The 17,965-nt window shown below is 27.1% G+C and carries 7 protein-coding genes; all 7 read right to left on the reverse strand.

The window, feature by feature from the left end:
• Positions 1 to 98 precede the first annotated feature (98 nt).
• The 7 genes from ACW95P_RS01590 to ACW95P_RS01620 all read right to left on the reverse strand — a co-directional run bounded on the left by ACW95P_RS01590 (position 99) and on the right by ACW95P_RS01620 (position 17,682).
• Positions 99 to 1,985 carry a S8 family serine peptidase gene (locus ACW95P_RS01590; protein WP_457961488.1) on the reverse strand — a complete coding sequence of 629 codons (1,887 nt, stop codon included), beginning with the start codon at positions 1,983 to 1,985 and terminating at the stop codon, positions 99 to 101.
• Between the two features lie 17 nt (positions 1,986 to 2,002).
• On the reverse strand, positions 2,003 to 2,257 hold the full coding sequence (locus tag ACW95P_RS01595; RefSeq protein WP_457961489.1) for a hypothetical protein: 255 nt from the start codon (positions 2,255 to 2,257) through the stop codon (positions 2,003 to 2,005).
• A 24-nt stretch (positions 2,258 to 2,281) separates the two neighbouring features.
• On the reverse strand, positions 2,282 to 5,995 hold the full coding sequence (locus ACW95P_RS01600) for a hypothetical protein (protein ID WP_457961490.1): 3,714 nt from the start codon (positions 5,993 to 5,995) through the stop codon (positions 2,282 to 2,284).
• On the reverse strand, positions 5,985 to 9,683 hold the full coding sequence (locus ACW95P_RS01605; protein ID WP_457961491.1) for a hypothetical protein: 3,699 nt from the start codon (positions 9,681 to 9,683) through the stop codon (positions 5,985 to 5,987). Before ACW95P_RS01605 ends, ACW95P_RS01600 begins: the two co-directional genes overlap by 11 nt.
• 317 nt (positions 9,684 to 10,000) lie before the next feature.
• Positions 10,001 to 10,252, reverse strand: coding sequence for a hypothetical protein (locus ACW95P_RS01610; RefSeq protein ID WP_457961493.1), 252 nt, complete (start codon positions 10,250 to 10,252; stop codon positions 10,001 to 10,003).
• A 43-nt stretch (positions 10,253 to 10,295) separates the two neighbouring features.
• The gene (locus ACW95P_RS01615) at positions 10,296 to 13,997 is read right to left on the reverse strand and encodes a hypothetical protein (protein WP_457961495.1); all 3,702 of its coding nucleotides are present in this window, start codon (positions 13,995 to 13,997) and stop codon (positions 10,296 to 10,298) included.
• A complete protein-coding gene (locus ACW95P_RS01620) occupies positions 13,987 to 17,682 on the reverse strand; it encodes a hypothetical protein (protein ID WP_457961496.1) in 3,696 nt (1,231 codons plus the stop codon). Before ACW95P_RS01620 ends, ACW95P_RS01615 begins: the two co-directional genes overlap by 11 nt.
• Between the last annotated feature and the right edge of the window lie 283 nt (positions 17,683 to 17,965).

Consider the following 17,965-nt stretch of genomic DNA (forward strand, 5'->3'; position numbering starts at 1 on the left):
CATTTACTAAATAAAAAATACAGTTAAAGCTAATCTAAATATTTAGCTCTTAACTGTATTTTATTTTTGGTTAGATTTTAAAAAATATTAGTAAATTATTATTTGGATTTAACAAAACTTACTGCTAATTTATCTGGCACAGAATTAGGAAATAATGCACTTCTGACTTTTTTAACAACAATTCGATATTGACCTCCATGTGGCGATGTATAACGGACTACTTCAACATTAGAATTAATTACATCGACTTTTTTAACAACTTGTCATTGTTTAGTTGTCGGATTTTTTCATTCAAAATATAAATCATAATTTGAAAAAAATTGATTATTTTGTTTTTTAACTGTTTCTTTTAATTTTAAAATATCTGTTCTTACATGCTGATTTCAATATTGTTTTAGTAATTCATTATAGTTGCTTAAGTTTTTATCTGGTTTTGGGTCTGGGGTTTCTAAAACTCCAGCATTAAATAATCATGCTAAGCCAATTTGGATTTTTTGTTTTGCTTTTAAATTAACTTTTTTAATAAGCACATTTTCTTGTTTATTTTTTGCACCAATTGTTTTAATAGTTATGTTTTTAGCTGCTTTTTTCATTCTTTCGAAATCTAATAAACCAGCACCTACGGCATTATTTAAACCATTTTTATTAATTTCATTTTCAAAAAATGATTGATCACTTTCACGACCTGAAGCAGCTAAAATTGCTTTAATTGCTACTACACGTTTTTCATCAGTATTTAAATGTTTAGCTTTTTTAAGTAACACAGAAATAGCTCCAGTTACTATTGGTGTTGCAAAACTAGTTCCATCATAACTAACTTCTTTGTTTTTAAATTTAATTTTAAAATCATATCCAGGAGCTGCAATTAAAGGTTTAGGAAGATCTAATCATTTACCAAATCTTGTCCGATTTGAAAATTCTGCAGGATTATAGTGATTTTTATATAAATCAGTTGCTCCAACAGTGATTGAATTTAAAGCTAGTTGAGCACCATCAATCCACTCATTTTTACTATCTGGTTTTTTATGACCATTTCCAGCGGCAAAAACATTAATAATGCCATATTTTCGAGTAATATAATCTAAAAAATATGAATCTTTACCATATTCAACATTATCTAAATCTTCACGAGATCCGTAACTATGATTAATAATTTTTACACCATTAATAATCATTCATTCAATCTTTTTTTGTCAATCACTAATCCCGTATTGACCAAAACCAGCAGCATAAATTTTAGCAAAACGATCTACACCACTTCTTCCAGCTGCCGCCGCTGCAACTATTGTGGCATGCTTGTTTGCTTTAGTTTGTTGATCTTGATAAATTTCAATATCACGATCTTTAAATAAATCTAAATCAGTATTTAAAACTGCATCACCAACTTCTAAAATTCCAATTTTAGAATTAGATTTACTTTTATCTCAATTTAAAGCTAACTGACTTTTATTTTCTCATTTTCGGCGTTTTGTAAAATTAATTAAATTTAATTTATCGACCAATGAATTATCGCTAAAACTAATTTTGTTGTTATTCAAATCAGCTTTTGCAGCATTTTGAACTTTATATTCATTTAATGTTGCTCCAATTACAAAATCTATTTTTTGTAATGACTTAATATTTGCTTCATAAGCTTTTAAATTGTCAAAATTTAATCATACAATCGGCATTAAATGACTAATTTCAAAGGATGTTACATTTTTTAATCTAGTCATTAATTCTTGTGCATATTGTTGATTCTTTTTACCAAAGTAATTTACTTCATCTTCTATTTGGTCAAAATTTGGTGATGAGTAATTTAAAAATATTTTTAATTGATATTTTTTACTTGCAATATAATCATTTGATTTATTACTAAAATTTTTTTTAGCAACTGTTTTAATAGCCTTGTTATTAGATTTATAACTTAAAACCATTGTGCCAAGACTACCAATAGCTAAAATCCCTACCCAGGTTATTAGTTTAAAAAATTTTTTTGATTGCATTTTTCTTTCGCCTTTTATTAATTTATTTTTTTTCTTGGTCTTCCGCTACCTTTACCTTTTTTGGGAGTTTTCCCAGTTTGGGATACTAAATTAGTTTTACCAGCAATAAAAGCATCATATTTTTGTATAAAGCGGTATTTAGCACCTTCTTTAGACCCAACGTGTTTTAAGGCAAAATAAAAATTTCAAAAGTTTTCTAAATCATTATTTTTTAAAGCTTTTTCATAGTTATTAAATAAAATTAATCAATCTTCTTTTTTTAATTGTTTCATTAAATTAAGTTTTGTGTTTAATTTTTAAAACATTTCATCAATATGTTCAACTAAATAGTCGATTAATTTTAATTTATCTTCATCAGAGTCCAGAGCATTTGAATCTTCTACTTTTAAAAAGAAACCAATTTTTTCTTCAGGAATAATTATTTGGTAAGCATCTAAATCTGCATATTTTTTAGAAACAAGTTTTTCACCTTTTGCACGTAAGTAGACGAAATTTTTATTTTCCAAATCTCTGAATCCTGTTGTTGCATCAATGCTAGATTTAAATTCATTTTTTAATGCTGTAACAGCTACGCCATCATCACCATTTGCTTTATCTTTTGCCTTAGCTTCTTGAACTTTATAAAATAATTCCGCCATTGAATGATTTATATCAAATAGAATTCCGCTATTATTAGTTAATTTTCATGCAAGCTTTTCTGTTTCGTTAAGATTTTTTGTAACTACTAAATCTTGTTTTAATAAATTAAGAGCAGGAAGAGAATTTAATTTATTTAGTGTTAATTTGTATTCTAATTCTTCAGATTCAACTTGATAAATTTCTGTATTGTTCAAACCTTTTTTAATTAATTTAACTTTTAAAGTAATTTTTGTATTATCTGTTGAGTCAACTTCCATGCTTAATGGTGTGAAATCGATATTTTCATCACTAATAATTTTGAAATATTTTTCAATTACTGCTTTTTTAGAACTTTCATCAGTTGCATCATTAAACACTTTAGTTAAGTAATATGGGCCAATAATTGCTTCTGGGAAAGATTCTAAATTTCAATCACTTTTAGTTGGAGGTGTTGTACGATCCACTTGTTTAAAGCCATCTAATTTTACCCAACCATAATATGATAAATACTGATTATCTTTATTTTGGAATTGTACTTTTGCATAAACACTTCCTTTTTCATCATTTACATAAACAGCTGCATCGGTATCGTCATTATTTTTAGTAATTAATGCTAAATTTCAATTTTCTTGATCTGTTGTAAGATCTAAAAAATCTTTTGTCCACTGTTCGTTGTTAAAAGTATAAGCGGGAACTTGATTAATGGTTTTTGTTAAAAAACTATTTTTTAAGTATAAATTATCTTTAGCGAGTCCAATTTGTTTGTATTTGGATAATTTGTAATAAATAGTAAACGGAAAAGAATCTCAGTTCTGGAATTTGTTATTTCCAGCTCTTATACCTTGACGTACATTTCAATCACTGTAGTTATAAACAATCATCGATAAAAATGACGAAGGGTTATAAGGTAAAACCGAAAAGTCAGCATCATAAGCATAAGAACCTAATAAAATGTTGTAATCGTTAGCTTTGAAATAATTATCTATGCTTGTTGATTTTTGATCTTCAGTTCCATCACTTGCTGGAGATGTATAATTAGTTAATTGTGCTTCCCCTGGAGTAACTGGTAAAACATAATTTCTATTAGTATAATCATTTGTTGTATCATCAGTTTTATAACCTTGAGCCGCCACTGTAACATGGTCGATAAAATTATTGACTTCAGCTTCACTACCTTTAAAAGCTAAATATCCATAAAAATCTTGTCATTGTTTTTGAGTTTTCAAACCATCAAAATGACGCTCCATAACAACACCATAATTAGTACCATTTAGCCCTGATCCAACAACATTAGCAACTTCTGGTTTTTGCCATGTTAACGAATGTATTTTACTAAATGGTATGTATTGTTTATTGAAAATAGCGGCGGTAACATTTGTATTTAAATTAAACTCTTTAACTCCAGCTTTAATTAAATCATCATTAGTTGTATCATCAGTTTTAATTAGACGTACTTGATTAATTTCATTGACCGCAAGATTAATTTTGTCATTATTTGCTAAATTTAAAATAGCATCATAACTATTAGAAGTAGGAATCTCTGATAAATTAATTAAAATAGAATTGGTATCATCAGGGGTTTTTCATTCTGTTTCATCTTTAGTAGGCTTAATTCTTCATTGTAATCTTAAATTTTCATTTTTAGGAAAATCTTGACCTAAATTTGTTAATTTAAATTTTAAACTTGAATCAGTTAAAAAATTACCTTCTACACCTACAAAAGTTACATTACCAGGCGCTAAATATTTGAATGTTTCATTTGTTAGTGAATATTTTGACAAATCATCTTGATCAGAATTTAATTCAGTGTATTTTGGTAATAATCGCACATAATAACTAGTTCCAGCTGCTAAATTTTTAATAGTTGCAGTAGCTTTATTGTTTGTAGCATCAAAATTTTCTAAATCAGCTTCTAAAATTTCTGTTGATTCGCCAATTGGTTTTAGTGATAATTTCATTTCTTCTGGCTTATAAAATGTTGGCAAGTCATTTATTTCATAAACAAGTTGATTATCATTTTGCTCAGTTAATTTAAAATCCGCTTTAAATACAACTGCTTCAAATTGCATATTTTCTGGTAAAAATTTAACAGAAGCGGTTGCGGTATCAACAATATTTATGTTGTATTGTAAATTATTTCGAATTGGAAAAACATTATTAGAAATTCCTTGTGATAAACTGCCTAAATTAATTTTTTGTTGACTTCCTAAGTCTGTGCTAACCATTAATTGCATTTTTGATAAATCAATAGCATTACCGTTTGCAGCAAATCCCGAAAACTTAACTGCTCCATTATGATTGGAAAAAATAACTTTATGAGTTATTTCTTTGTTTTCAAAATCTACAGGATAAGGAATTAATCCAGTTGTAAAATTAATTGGTGATGAAATAATGGTTTCAATTCCATCTTTTTCAAAAGCAAGTGTCGCCTGGTAAGTTGTTCCATTTTCTAAATCAGTTAATTGGTGAGTCATAGAATTTTGATTGCTAAAAATTACTGTTGATTTTTGAATTATTTCTGGTTGATTATTTTTTCAATATTTAAGATAAAAATTTATTGAGTTTGTAGCCTCAGCCATCTTAATAAAGCTTGCTAAATTACCTAAATTAATATTTGCTGTTGTATTTGAAACATTTAATAATCTTAAACTTGCTAAACTATCTAGTCCTAATGTATAAACAATAGCTTGAAAATCAATATCACCTTCTTTACCATTTAATGATAGTTGAATTACATAAGGTGTGTTTTCTTTTAAATTTTCAATCAACCCCTTAAATTGATAAGATTGTTTACTGTCATCTAGCTCATTTTTTTCAGCAATTACAGGAATTCACTCAGTTTTTTTGGGAGCTTGATCATTTTCAATATATTCTCAATATTTTAAATGAATTTTATTTTTGTAATATTCATTGTTTAATGTTTCTGAAGAAAAACTAATTGAGTTTTTTTGTGCAATAAAATTAATTTTAGGTACATTAAAAGTGTTGAATGTTCCATTGGATGAAATTGGATTATAATTTTTGTCTAAAATTTGATAGTTATAAATAATTCGACGATTTAAATTACCTAAATTAAATTTTAATGTAGTTTCATTTTCTCTTTTTTTAATTACAGCAATTTGCGGGCTAGGGTTTGGAAAATTAGCATCTCAATATTTAATGTAAAATTTTTCACCTATTGTATTTCCTAAATTAAAAATTTCAAAATTAACAGACTGGTCAGAAATAGGAACAACATTTGAATAAACTTGTTGTTTTATTTTTAAAGTTTTTTGTTCATTTGTATTTTGTTGTGCTAAAACAGCGGCTGAAATCACCCCAGCTATTCCTAATGTTAGAATTCCACTAGCAACAGCTATATATTTTAACTTAGATTTATTATTACTTTCCATATTCTTTCACCATTCCTACTAAAATATTTTTTAAGTCATCTATTGTTCAATCTTCTGTTGCATTAACACTTACATAAAACCCTTGTGTCGTATTTTTATCAACACTTTTACTTGATTCACCCCGAACTACAACATTAGCTAAAGGAGTAGTTCCCATTGGTGAGAAAAATAAAAATCCTAAATCTTGTAAATTAGTAATTGGAAAATCTTCATAATTATTAATTATTTGATCTGCTATTTTTTTAGCTTCAGCATCATCTCCTAACCCATATTTAGTATCTTTAGCAACAGCTTCTTGCATTAGTGCTAAAAAATCTGGACGGGTTAAATTAATTGCATAACCTTTACCATCTTTTGTTGGCAAGTTATCAAAGTTTGAAATTCCGGATTTTGGCATTTTAACACCTTGATTATTTTGAGTTGATGAATTTCCGTTAGGAAACCCTTTTGATAGAACAGGCAAATTATCAACTAATGCTAGTGGAGCGTTAATTTGAATTTCTTTTGTTATTGGCGCTTGTTCTGTGCCTCAGTTAGAAATTATTTTTGTTATTTCTAAGTTTAGCATTAAATTGTTATTAATAATTTCTGCTCCCAAAACTTTATAATTAACGTTTGCATCTTTAGTAATTTTAAAATATGTTTCAACAAATTTTTTCTTATCTTCTGCATCCGTTTTTTTGTTCAATTCTTGAGTGAAATAGTATTTTCCAATAGCTTGGTCTGGGTATAAATTAAATTCAATATCTTGACTAATAATTCCTGCAACAGCTTTCTTCAAACCTTTTAATGTAATAAAAAAAGTAAATTTTTGGCCATCGCTAGAATTTTTTGGTGTGGCTTCAACTTTTAGTCCCAATTCTCCGGTTAAATCATTTGGTAAAATATCTTCTAGAGTTTTGACTTCTAGATTATATGTATTTGTAAATGTATCTGGGTAAGTTAAATTAAGTACCTTATTTATATAATCTAAATTTTGTTTAAAAAATGATGGAACTATTTGATTTAATTCTTTTTTATAATCTCATATTAAATAATTATTATCTAGTGAAATACCGGTTTTTTTAAACCTTTCCATTCTAAATTTAACACCCTTTGGAACTTCATTTCAACTTTTAAATTTAAATCTTGCACTCATAAAATCTGATGGTTTTATTGGTGTGTAACCAGTTAAAGAACGAGGACTTATTCCTCCAAATTGAATTATTTTTTGAGGGTTACGCGGATCTTCAGAACCTTCTTCAGCCATTTTTTCATGCCTTGCTAAAAGATCATCACCGGGATAATCTGAAATATCTAATGGCGACAAAATCCAAATTCTTGAAGCTGCATATTGATTATCGGTAGTATTCATGTAATTTTTAAACCCGTTTTTAATATTATTAGCAAATGTAGTTGTATCTTCGCCAACTTCATCTTTAAAAGCTAAATATTCATATAAATCAATAAATTTTTTCTTAGTATTAAATCCACGATAACGTTGCCATGGTTCAAATCGTTGGTAACCACCTAAATAATCATAATTAACAATATTTTTAACAGCTGGTTTATGGAACTTAGTTTTTAAATCATTAATAAAAGCTTCATCTTTTGTAATTTCAACAACTGTTGCAGTTATAGTGTCATTAAATTTAAATTCTGTATTACCTTTTTTAATTAAATTAGTTTTGTTGCTATCACTTTTTGCAAATAAACGCACCTCATTAGTTTCGCCTAATCAGAATTCTTTTGTTTTTTTATCAAAGCTAAATTCTTTTGCATTATTTACTAATTCATTTGCATTGGTGATTGAGAAATCGAATGAGTTTTTAGAATCATTTTCTTCTCAACTCATCGATAGATCTTCTGGTTTTTTACGTCACTGTAAAACTAATTCTTGCCCAAATGGAAAATCTTCATCAATTTTTTCTAATTTAAATGTAAATTCATTGTTAGCTAAAAAATCAGTTGGTGCTGCAGAGTTATATCAATTTCCTAATTCAAAAGTTAAAAATCCCTTTGTGGTAAATTCGACATTAGTATCAGCTAAAAAGTCATATTCCTTTTTTTGTGTAAGAGCATAATTTGGATAAACAGCAAATCGATATGTTTCTAATGGTTCTAAATTATCAAAATTAATAACAGCTTTTTTAGTTTCTTGATCAATTACAGAAATTAATTGTGAACTAATTGGTGTGGTGTAATCATATGTTTTATCAGCTTTTTGTTTATACAAGTAGATAATTAATTCATTTTCTGCATAATCGGCTGGAAAATTTTCTAAGGTAATTACAGCATTATTGTAAGTAATTTTTGTTTTATCAATTTGTGGAGTTATTTTTATATCATTGTAAGTAAAATTAACTGTTTCAATTTGCGGATCTTGATAATTTTGATCAGTTTTTTTAAATAAATTAAAGTTGTATTGCTTATTATGTTCCAAACCGTCAACAAATAAATTTGAAATACCAAAAACTAGCTCTGGTAAATTAAAAGTTTTAACAGTTGCTGCGGCATCACTAATTTTTGTTGTTGCATCACCTTCTCAAAATACAGCTTGCATTGTTTGTGGATCAATGGAATTAGTAGCATCATAATTATTAACAAAGTCTGTAAAAGAAACTACTACTTGATTTGTTAATGGTAAAAAATCATGTCCTTTTTTTGCTAAAAAAATTTCTTGCAATTTAGGTTCTGTATTAGTTACAAAATCCATTCTTGAAGATATAACATTTTTTGATTCCGATGTCGGATCTAAAATATAAACTTCATATAAATCACCAGAGTTTAAATCATTCAATTCAACGTTAAATTGATCTTCATTTTCTGGTAGTGTTAAATTAAGAGATTTTTCACTGTTAGTTTTTGAAGAAAAATATTTTAACAAAACATTATTTTTATTTCTACCAAATTTATTGAAATATTTTTGAATTGCTTGGACTCTAATTTTAGCCATTGTTTTAGTAACTTCTAAAACGCTAAGTTCTAAATTATTTTCTCCAGCTGTGTAAAATACTTTTTCTTGCATTAAAGGTTCTTGATTATTTTCAATTCAAAATGAAACTAAATATCCAGTTTCTGAATTCAAATTAGGAATTGTAGCTGTAATAAAAAAATCATTTGAATTATCTGCTCCGGCAACAATTTGAGCTTTTTCTTTTTTAAAAGCTGTATCACCTTCTTTATTAGCTTCCGCATAAGCAATATAGACATTAGCATTTTTTAAACCTGGATCTAATTTTGAAGATTTAAAACGAAGTTCACTAGTAGTTGCGCTATGTTTAAATGTTGGATTTTGGTAAATAAAAAAATTTTCAACTTTTTGTAAAAGTTTATTTTCTGAATCTCAAACCTCAGCTGAATATTTTTTACCAGGCTCTAAATTCGGAATTGTAGCTTTGATGTTCTTTAATAATGCATTAACACTAGATTTTACTTCTTTAATATTTTTAGGATTAGCATTATCTCAATATTTAATAGTTACTTGATTATTTTTTAATGGTGAAGATGTTTGTGTCAAGCTCAAAATTAAATTGTTGCCTTCAACCCAGAAATTTGAAGCATTAGTTGACGTAATTTTTAATTGCTGATTTTCTGTATTTTTTTTGTGTAAAAAATAACTTAGTGGTGCAATTATAACTACTGAAGCTACAACAGCAATTCCACCTAAGAAAAATCATTTTTTGCGATTTTTGTTTAGTTTTTTCATAAGTTCTTCCTTTTGTAATTCTTTTTAATTAATGACTTAAAATTGTAAAATATGTGTCAATATTCTAAATTCTATTTAAAAAACAAAAAAAAAAAAAAAGCCCTACAATTTTAAAAAAAAGTAAAAAAAAGCCCAAAAAAAAGACTTTTTTGTAAATTTAAACTTTTTTAATAGTTTTTAAAATTATTATTAAGTTATTAAAGGCGCGAGTTTAATTATTTTGAAATAAAAAATAAACCTTGTAAAAATCAAGTTAAGAAATAAATTTTCTTTAACATTTTTTACAAAGTTTATTAAATCTTTTTTATAACTAAAATTTAGGTAGTTTTTTTAGGTCTTCCACTACCTTTGCCTTTTTTGGAGGCTTTTCCGGTTTGAGATTCTAAGTTAGTTTTACCAGAAATAAAAGCATTATATTTTTTTATAAATCGATATTTGGCATTATCTTTAGTAACATCATTTTTTAATGTAAAATATAATTTTCAAAAATTTTCAATCTCATTATTTTTTAATGCTTTTTCATAATTATTAAATAAAATTAATCACTCTTCTTTTTTTAATTGCCTCATAAAACTATTAATTTAGTATTTTGTTTTTTATTTATTTTAAAAACTAAAACATTTCATCAATATTTTCAGTTAAGTAATCGATTAATTTTAGTTTATCTTCATCGTTTGTTAATGTATTATCTTCAGCAACTTTTAAAAAGAAACCAATTTTTTCTTCAGGGATAATTGTAGTATAAGCTGTTAAATCGGCATAAGTTTTTGAGATAAATCTTTCACCTTTAGCACGGAAATATACATAACCCATTGAATTAGTGAAGCCAGTAAAGCTTGAACTTAATTTATTTTTAAATGCTGTTTTGATTGTTTTAACAGCTTCATCATTCGAATTTACCTCATCTTGAGCTTTAGCTTCCTGAATTTTATAAAATAATTGCGCCATTGTTAGGTTAATATCAAAAACAGCTCCAAGCGGTTTAGTTACTGATCAAATTGCTTTTTCTGCTTCATTTAATGTATTAGTCCCTTTGAAATCAGTATTAAGTAAATCAAGTTCTGGCAAACCACTTAATTTATTTAGTGTTAATTCATAGCTAAATTCAGTGGATTCTACTTGGTATAAATCTTTATTTTCTAAACCTTTTTTAACTAGTTTTACTTTTAATATTGCCTTAGTAGAATCAGTTTTGTCAACTTCTAAACTTACAGGAATAAAATCAATATTTTCATCACTTGTAATTTTAAAGTATTTTTCAATTACTGCTTTTTTAGCGGCTTCATCAGTTGCATTTTTAAACAGTTTAGCTAAATAATATGGTCCAATAACTGTTTCAGGGAAAGGGGCTACACTTCACTGATCTTGGGTAGGTGGAGTAGTTTTGTCTACTACTTTAAAGCCTTCCAATTTAACTCATCCATAATATGATAAATATTGGTTTTCATTATTTTGGAAATGCATTTTAGCATAAACACTTCCAGTTGCATCATTCACATAAACGATATCACTTGTATCACTAGCGCTTTTTCTTACTAGCGATGCATTTCAACCTGGTGTTGCTGTTGTTGCACTTAAAAAGTCGCGAGTTCTTCTTTCATTTGCAAAAGTATAAGCAGGAATTTCTGCTAGTGATTTAGTTAAAAAATTATTTTTTAAATATAAATTATCTTTTGCTAAACCGATTTGTTTATACTTACTTAATTTATAAAAAACTGTAAATGGAAATGAATCTCAACTTTGGAACTTATTATTTCCGTATTTAACATATTCTCTTCTATTATTGGTTTCATGATAGTGATAAATTAGCATTGATAAAAATGAAGAAGGATTATACGGTACTACCGAGAAATCAGCATCATAAGCATAAGAACCTAATAAAATGTTGTAATTATAATTTTTGAAATAAGTATCTAAATTTGCTGATTTTTCATCATCTGTTGTTCCGACTGTAAAATCAGTTAGTGCACCACTAACTGGATTTAATGGCACCATATAGTTTCTATTAGTATAATCATTTGCGCTACTATCAGTTTTATAACCTTGAGCTGCGGCAACAGCATGATTTACAAAATTATTAACTTCACTTTCACTACCTTGAAATGCTAAATAACCATAAAAATCTTGCCATTGTTTCTGAGTTGTTAATCCATCAAAATGACGTTCCATTACAATGCCATAATTTTGACCTGTTAATCCTGAAGCAACAACATTACTAATTAAAGGTTTTTGCCAAGTTAATGAAACAGTTTTTTGATTTGGAATGTATGTTTCATTAAATAAGATTGGTGTTATAGAACTATTTAAATTAAATTCTTTGTTCCCGGCTTTAATTAAGTCAGTACCAGTATCACTAGCTTTTACTAAGCGCACTTCATTAACTTCATTAATTGCAAAATTTATTTTCTCATTATTAACCAAATTTAAAATTACATCATAACTATTATTTTCTGGAACTGAAGCTAAATTAAATTCAATTGAATTAGTTTCATCGGGGTTTTCTCAATTAACACCATCTTTTAGTGGTTTAATTCTTCATTGTAATTTTAAAGATTCATTAGTTGGAAAATCAGTTCCTAGGTTATTTAATTTAAATTTTAAAGCAACATCATTTAAAAATTCTCCTTCAACCCCTACAAATGTAACATTCCCAGGTACTTCAAATTTGAAAGTAGTATCAGTTAATGAATATCTTGATAAATCATCGCGATCAGAATTTAACTCTGTGTATTTCGGTAACAATCTTACATGATAGCTAGTTCCGGCAACAAGATTTTCAATTGTTGCAAAAGCTTTTTTAGCTCCAAGATCTACATCAGTTAAATCAGCCTCTAAAACTTCACCGCCAGCTCCAATAGGTTTTAATGAAAGTTTCATTTCTTCTGGTTTATAAAATGTTGGTAAGTCGGTGATTTCGTATTTTACTGAAGTATCAGTTTTAGTAACTAACTTAAAATCTGCATTAAATTTAACATCTTGGATTTGAACATTACTTGTTAAAAAGTTTTGTGATCCCGTTGCGGTGTCAACAATATTTAATTCATATTTTAAACCACTTTCAAATGAAAAAACATTAGTTGAGATATTTGAGCTCAGTGTTGCTAAATTATATTTTCATTGCCCACCTGTTTCAGACATTAATTTTAGTTGCATATTAGTGGTATCTAAATTAGATGTTGAAGAAGTAAATCCAGAAAAACGTACAGCAGCATTGTGGTTAGATACAATAACTTGGTGTTTGTTTGATGAATTTGTGAATTCCACAACATAAGGCACTAGTTTAGTTGTGAAATCAATGGTTGAAGAAACAATTGTTTCTTCGTTATTTTTAGCAAATGCAAAAACAGCTTGGTATTCTGTTGCACTTTCTAAATCTGTTAACTCTTTCAAAATTGAATTTTGTTCTGTTAGATTTATTACAGCTTTTCGCGAATTTTGTGGCTCTGATTTTTTTCAATATTTAATAAAGTATTCAATTGAGTTATTAGAACTCTTGTTTAAATCAATATAACTAGATAAATTAGAAAGATTTAAATTTGCTGTTGAATTTGAAACATTTAACAAACTTAATTGAGCAGCACTAGCTTGTCCTAAAGTATAAACAACTGACTGAAAATCAATATCACCATCTTTGCCATTTAATGACAATTGAATTACATAAGGTGTATTTTCTTTTAAATTATTAATTTCACCACTAAATTGATATGACTGTTTATTATCATCTAATTCATTTTTTTCAGCGATTACAGCAATTCAAGATGTTTTTTCTGGCGCTTCACCATCTTCGCGATACTCCCAATACTTTAAATAAATTTTATTTTTGTAATATTCTTCATTCAATGTTTCTGAAGCAAAATTAATTGAATTTTTTTGAGAAATAAAATTAATTTTTGGGATATTAAAAGTATTAAAAGTTCCATTAATAGAAATTTCATTATAATCTTGATCTAAAATACTGTAATTATAAACAATCCGCTTATTTAAATTACCTAAACTAAATTTGACTGCAGTTTCACTATTCTTGCGAGTTATCTTAGCAAGTTGAGGATCAGGATTTGGGTAATTGGCGTCTCAATATTTAATATAAAATGTTTCACTTTGCAAAGGTTCTAAATTACTAATTTCAAAATTTACAGCTTGATCAGAAATAGGAACAACACTTGAATGAGCGTAATGCTTAATTATTGCATTTGTGGTTTTTTCTGAATTTTGTGTTGTTAAAAGACTTGCTGCAACAATCCCAGCTACACCTAAACTTAAAACCCCACCAGCAACTGCTGCATATTTTCATTTATTTTTTTTATTATTTTCCATATTCTTCCACCATTTTTACTAATGTATCTTCTAAATCTTTGATTGTCCCAGTTATTCCATCTGCTACAGCAATATAAAATCCTTTAGTTGTATTTTTGTCAACATTTAAACTACCTTGACCTTCATTAACAACGGGTTTTAATGGAGTTGTTCCCATTGGGGAGAAAAATAAAAATCCTAATGTTTGTAAGTTTATAATCGGGAAATCAAGTGGATTATTAATAATTTGATTTGCAATTTTTTTAGCTTCGGCATGATCACCTAATCCCAATGCAGCATCTTTAGCAACTGCTTCTTGCATTAATGCTAAAAAGTCAGGGCGAGTTAAATTAATTGCATAACCTTTTCCATTTTTGGTTGGACTGCTATCAAAATTAGAAATTCCTGAAATGGGCATGTCAACGCCTTGATTATTTTGAGTATAGCTGTTCCCATTAGGGAAACCTTTGGATAATACCGGTAAATTATCTAACAATGTCAATGGCACAGTAATTTGTAATTGTTTAACTAAAGGTTCACTTGCTGTTCCTCATTTATGAATTGTTTTAGTTATTTCAAGATCTAAAACTAATTCATTCTCAACAATGCTTGCGCCTTTGGGAACAAAATCCACATTTGCATCTTTAGTAATTTTAAAATATTTTTCTACAAAAGTTTTTTTACTGTTATCATCAGTTAATTTGTTAAATTCTTGTACAAAGTAATATTTACCAATTGCTTGATCAGGATATAAACTTAGTTCAATATCTTGTCTAATGATTCCGTCATTTGATTTTTTCAAACCTTTTAAAACAATGTAAAAATCTATGTTTGGATCAGAAGAACCTGCTTTGGCAGTTGCTTTAACTTTCAGTCCTAATTCTCCAGTTAAATCATTAGGTAAAATATCCGTTAATTCTGAAATAACTAAATTATATTTTGTTGTAAAGCCTTCAGAAAAATTAAGTTGTAAAATTTTTGTTAAATAGTCTTTATTTTCTTTAAAAAATGAAGGTACCATTTGGCTTAATTCTTTTTTGTAGCTTCATTTTAAATACATATTATTTAAAGTTATTCCGGTATCTTTAAATCTTTGAATTCTAAATTGGAATGCTTTAACAATAACACCTCAATTTTTAAATTTTCATCGACCATCCATAAAGTCGCTTGGTTTGATTGGACTAGCTGATGAATAATAACTCGGTGACACACCACCGATTTCAATGATTTTTTTAGCAGGTTTATTATTACCAACTTCACCATTTCTAATTAAATTTCCATGTTTTTCCAAAAGGTTATTACCTTCATAATCAGAAATATCTAAGGGTGATAAAATATAAATACCTGTTGCTTTATATTTATCACTCGGTGTATTAATGTAATTATGAAACCCATTTGCGATATTTTGTCCAAGTGTATTTGTATCTTCTGATCCGTCATTACCAAAAGCTAAATATTCATACAAATCAATTAATTTTTTCTTAGTATTAAATCCACGGTAGCGTTGTCATGGTTCATAACGTTGGAACCCACCTAAATAGTCATAGTTAACAATATTTTTAACTTCTGGTCTTTGGAATTTAGTTTTAATTACATTAATGAAATCACTATCCTTAGTAATTTCTAAAACTGTAGCTGTAACAGCATCATTAAATTTAAATTCAGTATTACCTTCTTTGATTAAATTAGTTTTATTTGTATCGCTTTTATTAAATAAACGAACTTGATTAACTTCCCCTAATCAAAAAACTTTTTCTTTTCGTTTAAAACTTAATTCTTTAGCATCATTTGTTAAATCAGTTGCATTAGCAATATTAAATTCATATGAATTTTTGTCATCTTCAGGGCTTCATTCAGCTGCAGGATCTTCTGGTTTTTTACGTCATTGTAAAACTAAATCTTGTCCAAATGGAAAATCTTGATCTATTTTTGATAAGGTAAAAGTAAAATCTTCATTATCTAAAAATCCTGTAGGAGAGTTTAAATTATTTCAGCTTCCAAAGTTGAAAGTTAAAAAACCTTTGGTTTTAAATTCAGCTGCTGAAGTTCCTAGAAAATTATATTCCATTTTTTGAGTTAAAGTGTAGTTTGGAAAAACTGCAAATTTGTAAGTATTTAAAGGTTCTAAATCATTAAATGTTACAACGGCAGTTTTTGCCTCTTTATTAATTGTAGAAATTATTTCTGTAGCTTGAGGGTCGTTATAATCGTACCCACCATCAGCTTTTTGCTTATATAACTTCACTAATAATTCATTTTCTGAGTAATCACTTGGAAAATTATTTAAAGTAATTGAAGCTGAATTATGACTTATTTTAGTTAAATCTATCGTTGAAGTCATAGCCACATTTTGGTAAAGAAAATTCACAGTTGCAATTTGAGGGTTTTCAAAATTAGCATCTGTTTTTTTAAATAAATTAAAATTATATTTTTTATTGTGTTCTAATCCTTCAACAAAAACATTTGCAAAACCAAAAACTAAATCAGGTAAGTCGTATTTTTTAACAATCGCTAAGTTATCATCAATTTTGGTATTTTCATCGCCTTCTCAAAACACTACATGCATAGTTTTGGGGTCGATCGATTTATCTGCGTTATATTGATTAATAAAGTCAGTGAATGAAACAACTAATTTTTCAGTTAATGGTAAAAAGTCATGACCCTTTTGAGATAAAAAGATTTTTTGTAATTTTGGATTAGTATCAGTTATAAAATCAACTCTAGATGATATAACTTCTTTTGATTCTGATGCACTATCATAAATAAAACTTTCATATAAATCACCAGAATTTAAATTTTCTAATTCAATAGTTAAAGAGTCTTCATTTTTTGGCAATGTTAAATTCAGTAAAAATTCTTTATTCTCTTTTAGTGAAATGTATTTCAAAGTAACATGCTCTTTAATGCCGAATTTATTAAAGAATTTTTGAATGCTTGAAATATTTAATTTGGCAGTTGTTTTAGTTGCTTCTAATACACTTAATTCTAAATTATTTTCACCAACTGTATAAAATGTTCTTTGCTCCATTAAAGGAACTTCATTTTTATCAATATAGAAAGAAACGATATAGCCAGTTTCGGGGTTTAAATCTGAAATTGTTGCTTGGATGTAATAATCATTTGGATTATTAGTTGCAGCTACAACTTTGGCTTTTTGCATTTTAAATCTAGTGTCACCTTCTTTTGTAGCTTCAGCATATGCAACATAAATATCAGCATCTTTTAATCTTGAATCTAGTTTTGTTGATTTGAAGTTTAATTCATTAGTTGTTGCAACATGGCTAAATGTAGGGTTTTGATAAACAAAAAAATCTTTAACTTCTTGTAAGATATTCCCATTACTGTCTAAAACTCTTGCTGAATATTCTTGACCAGGCGCTAAATTAGCGATACTTGCTTTAATGTTTTTATTAGACAAATCAACACTAGTTTTAATTTCTCGAATATTTTTCGGATCATTATTTGCTCAATATTGAATTGTAACTTCATTATCATTTTTAGTTAATGATGTTTGATTCAAGCTCAAAATTAATTCATTACCTTTAACTCAAAAATTTGAGGCTGTTGTTGTAATGATTTTTGACTGATTCTGACCATTATTTCTTGTTAAAAAATAACTCAAAGGAGTAATAACAGCAATAGCTAAAACAGCTCCTCCACCACCTAATAAAAGTCATTTTTTACGATTTTTACTCTGTTTTTCCATAAAGATTTCCTTTTGTAATTCTTATTAATTTTTAATAACTTGAAGTATAAAATATGCGTTATTAATTTAAATTCTATTTTAAAAACAAAAAAAAAAAAAAAGAAGTTTACTTTCTGAAAAAAAGTAAATTTTTAGCTTTAAAAATAGTTTTTTTAAGTAATTTAACATAAATTAAAGTTTTTATAAGATAAGTTTTTATAAAAAAACTTAAATTTTAAAATAAAAAAATCTTAAAAATTTAAAATAAACTTTTAAGATTTTCAAAATTTACTGTTAATTTTTT

Source organism: Mycoplasma pogonae (genome assembly GCF_054170725.1).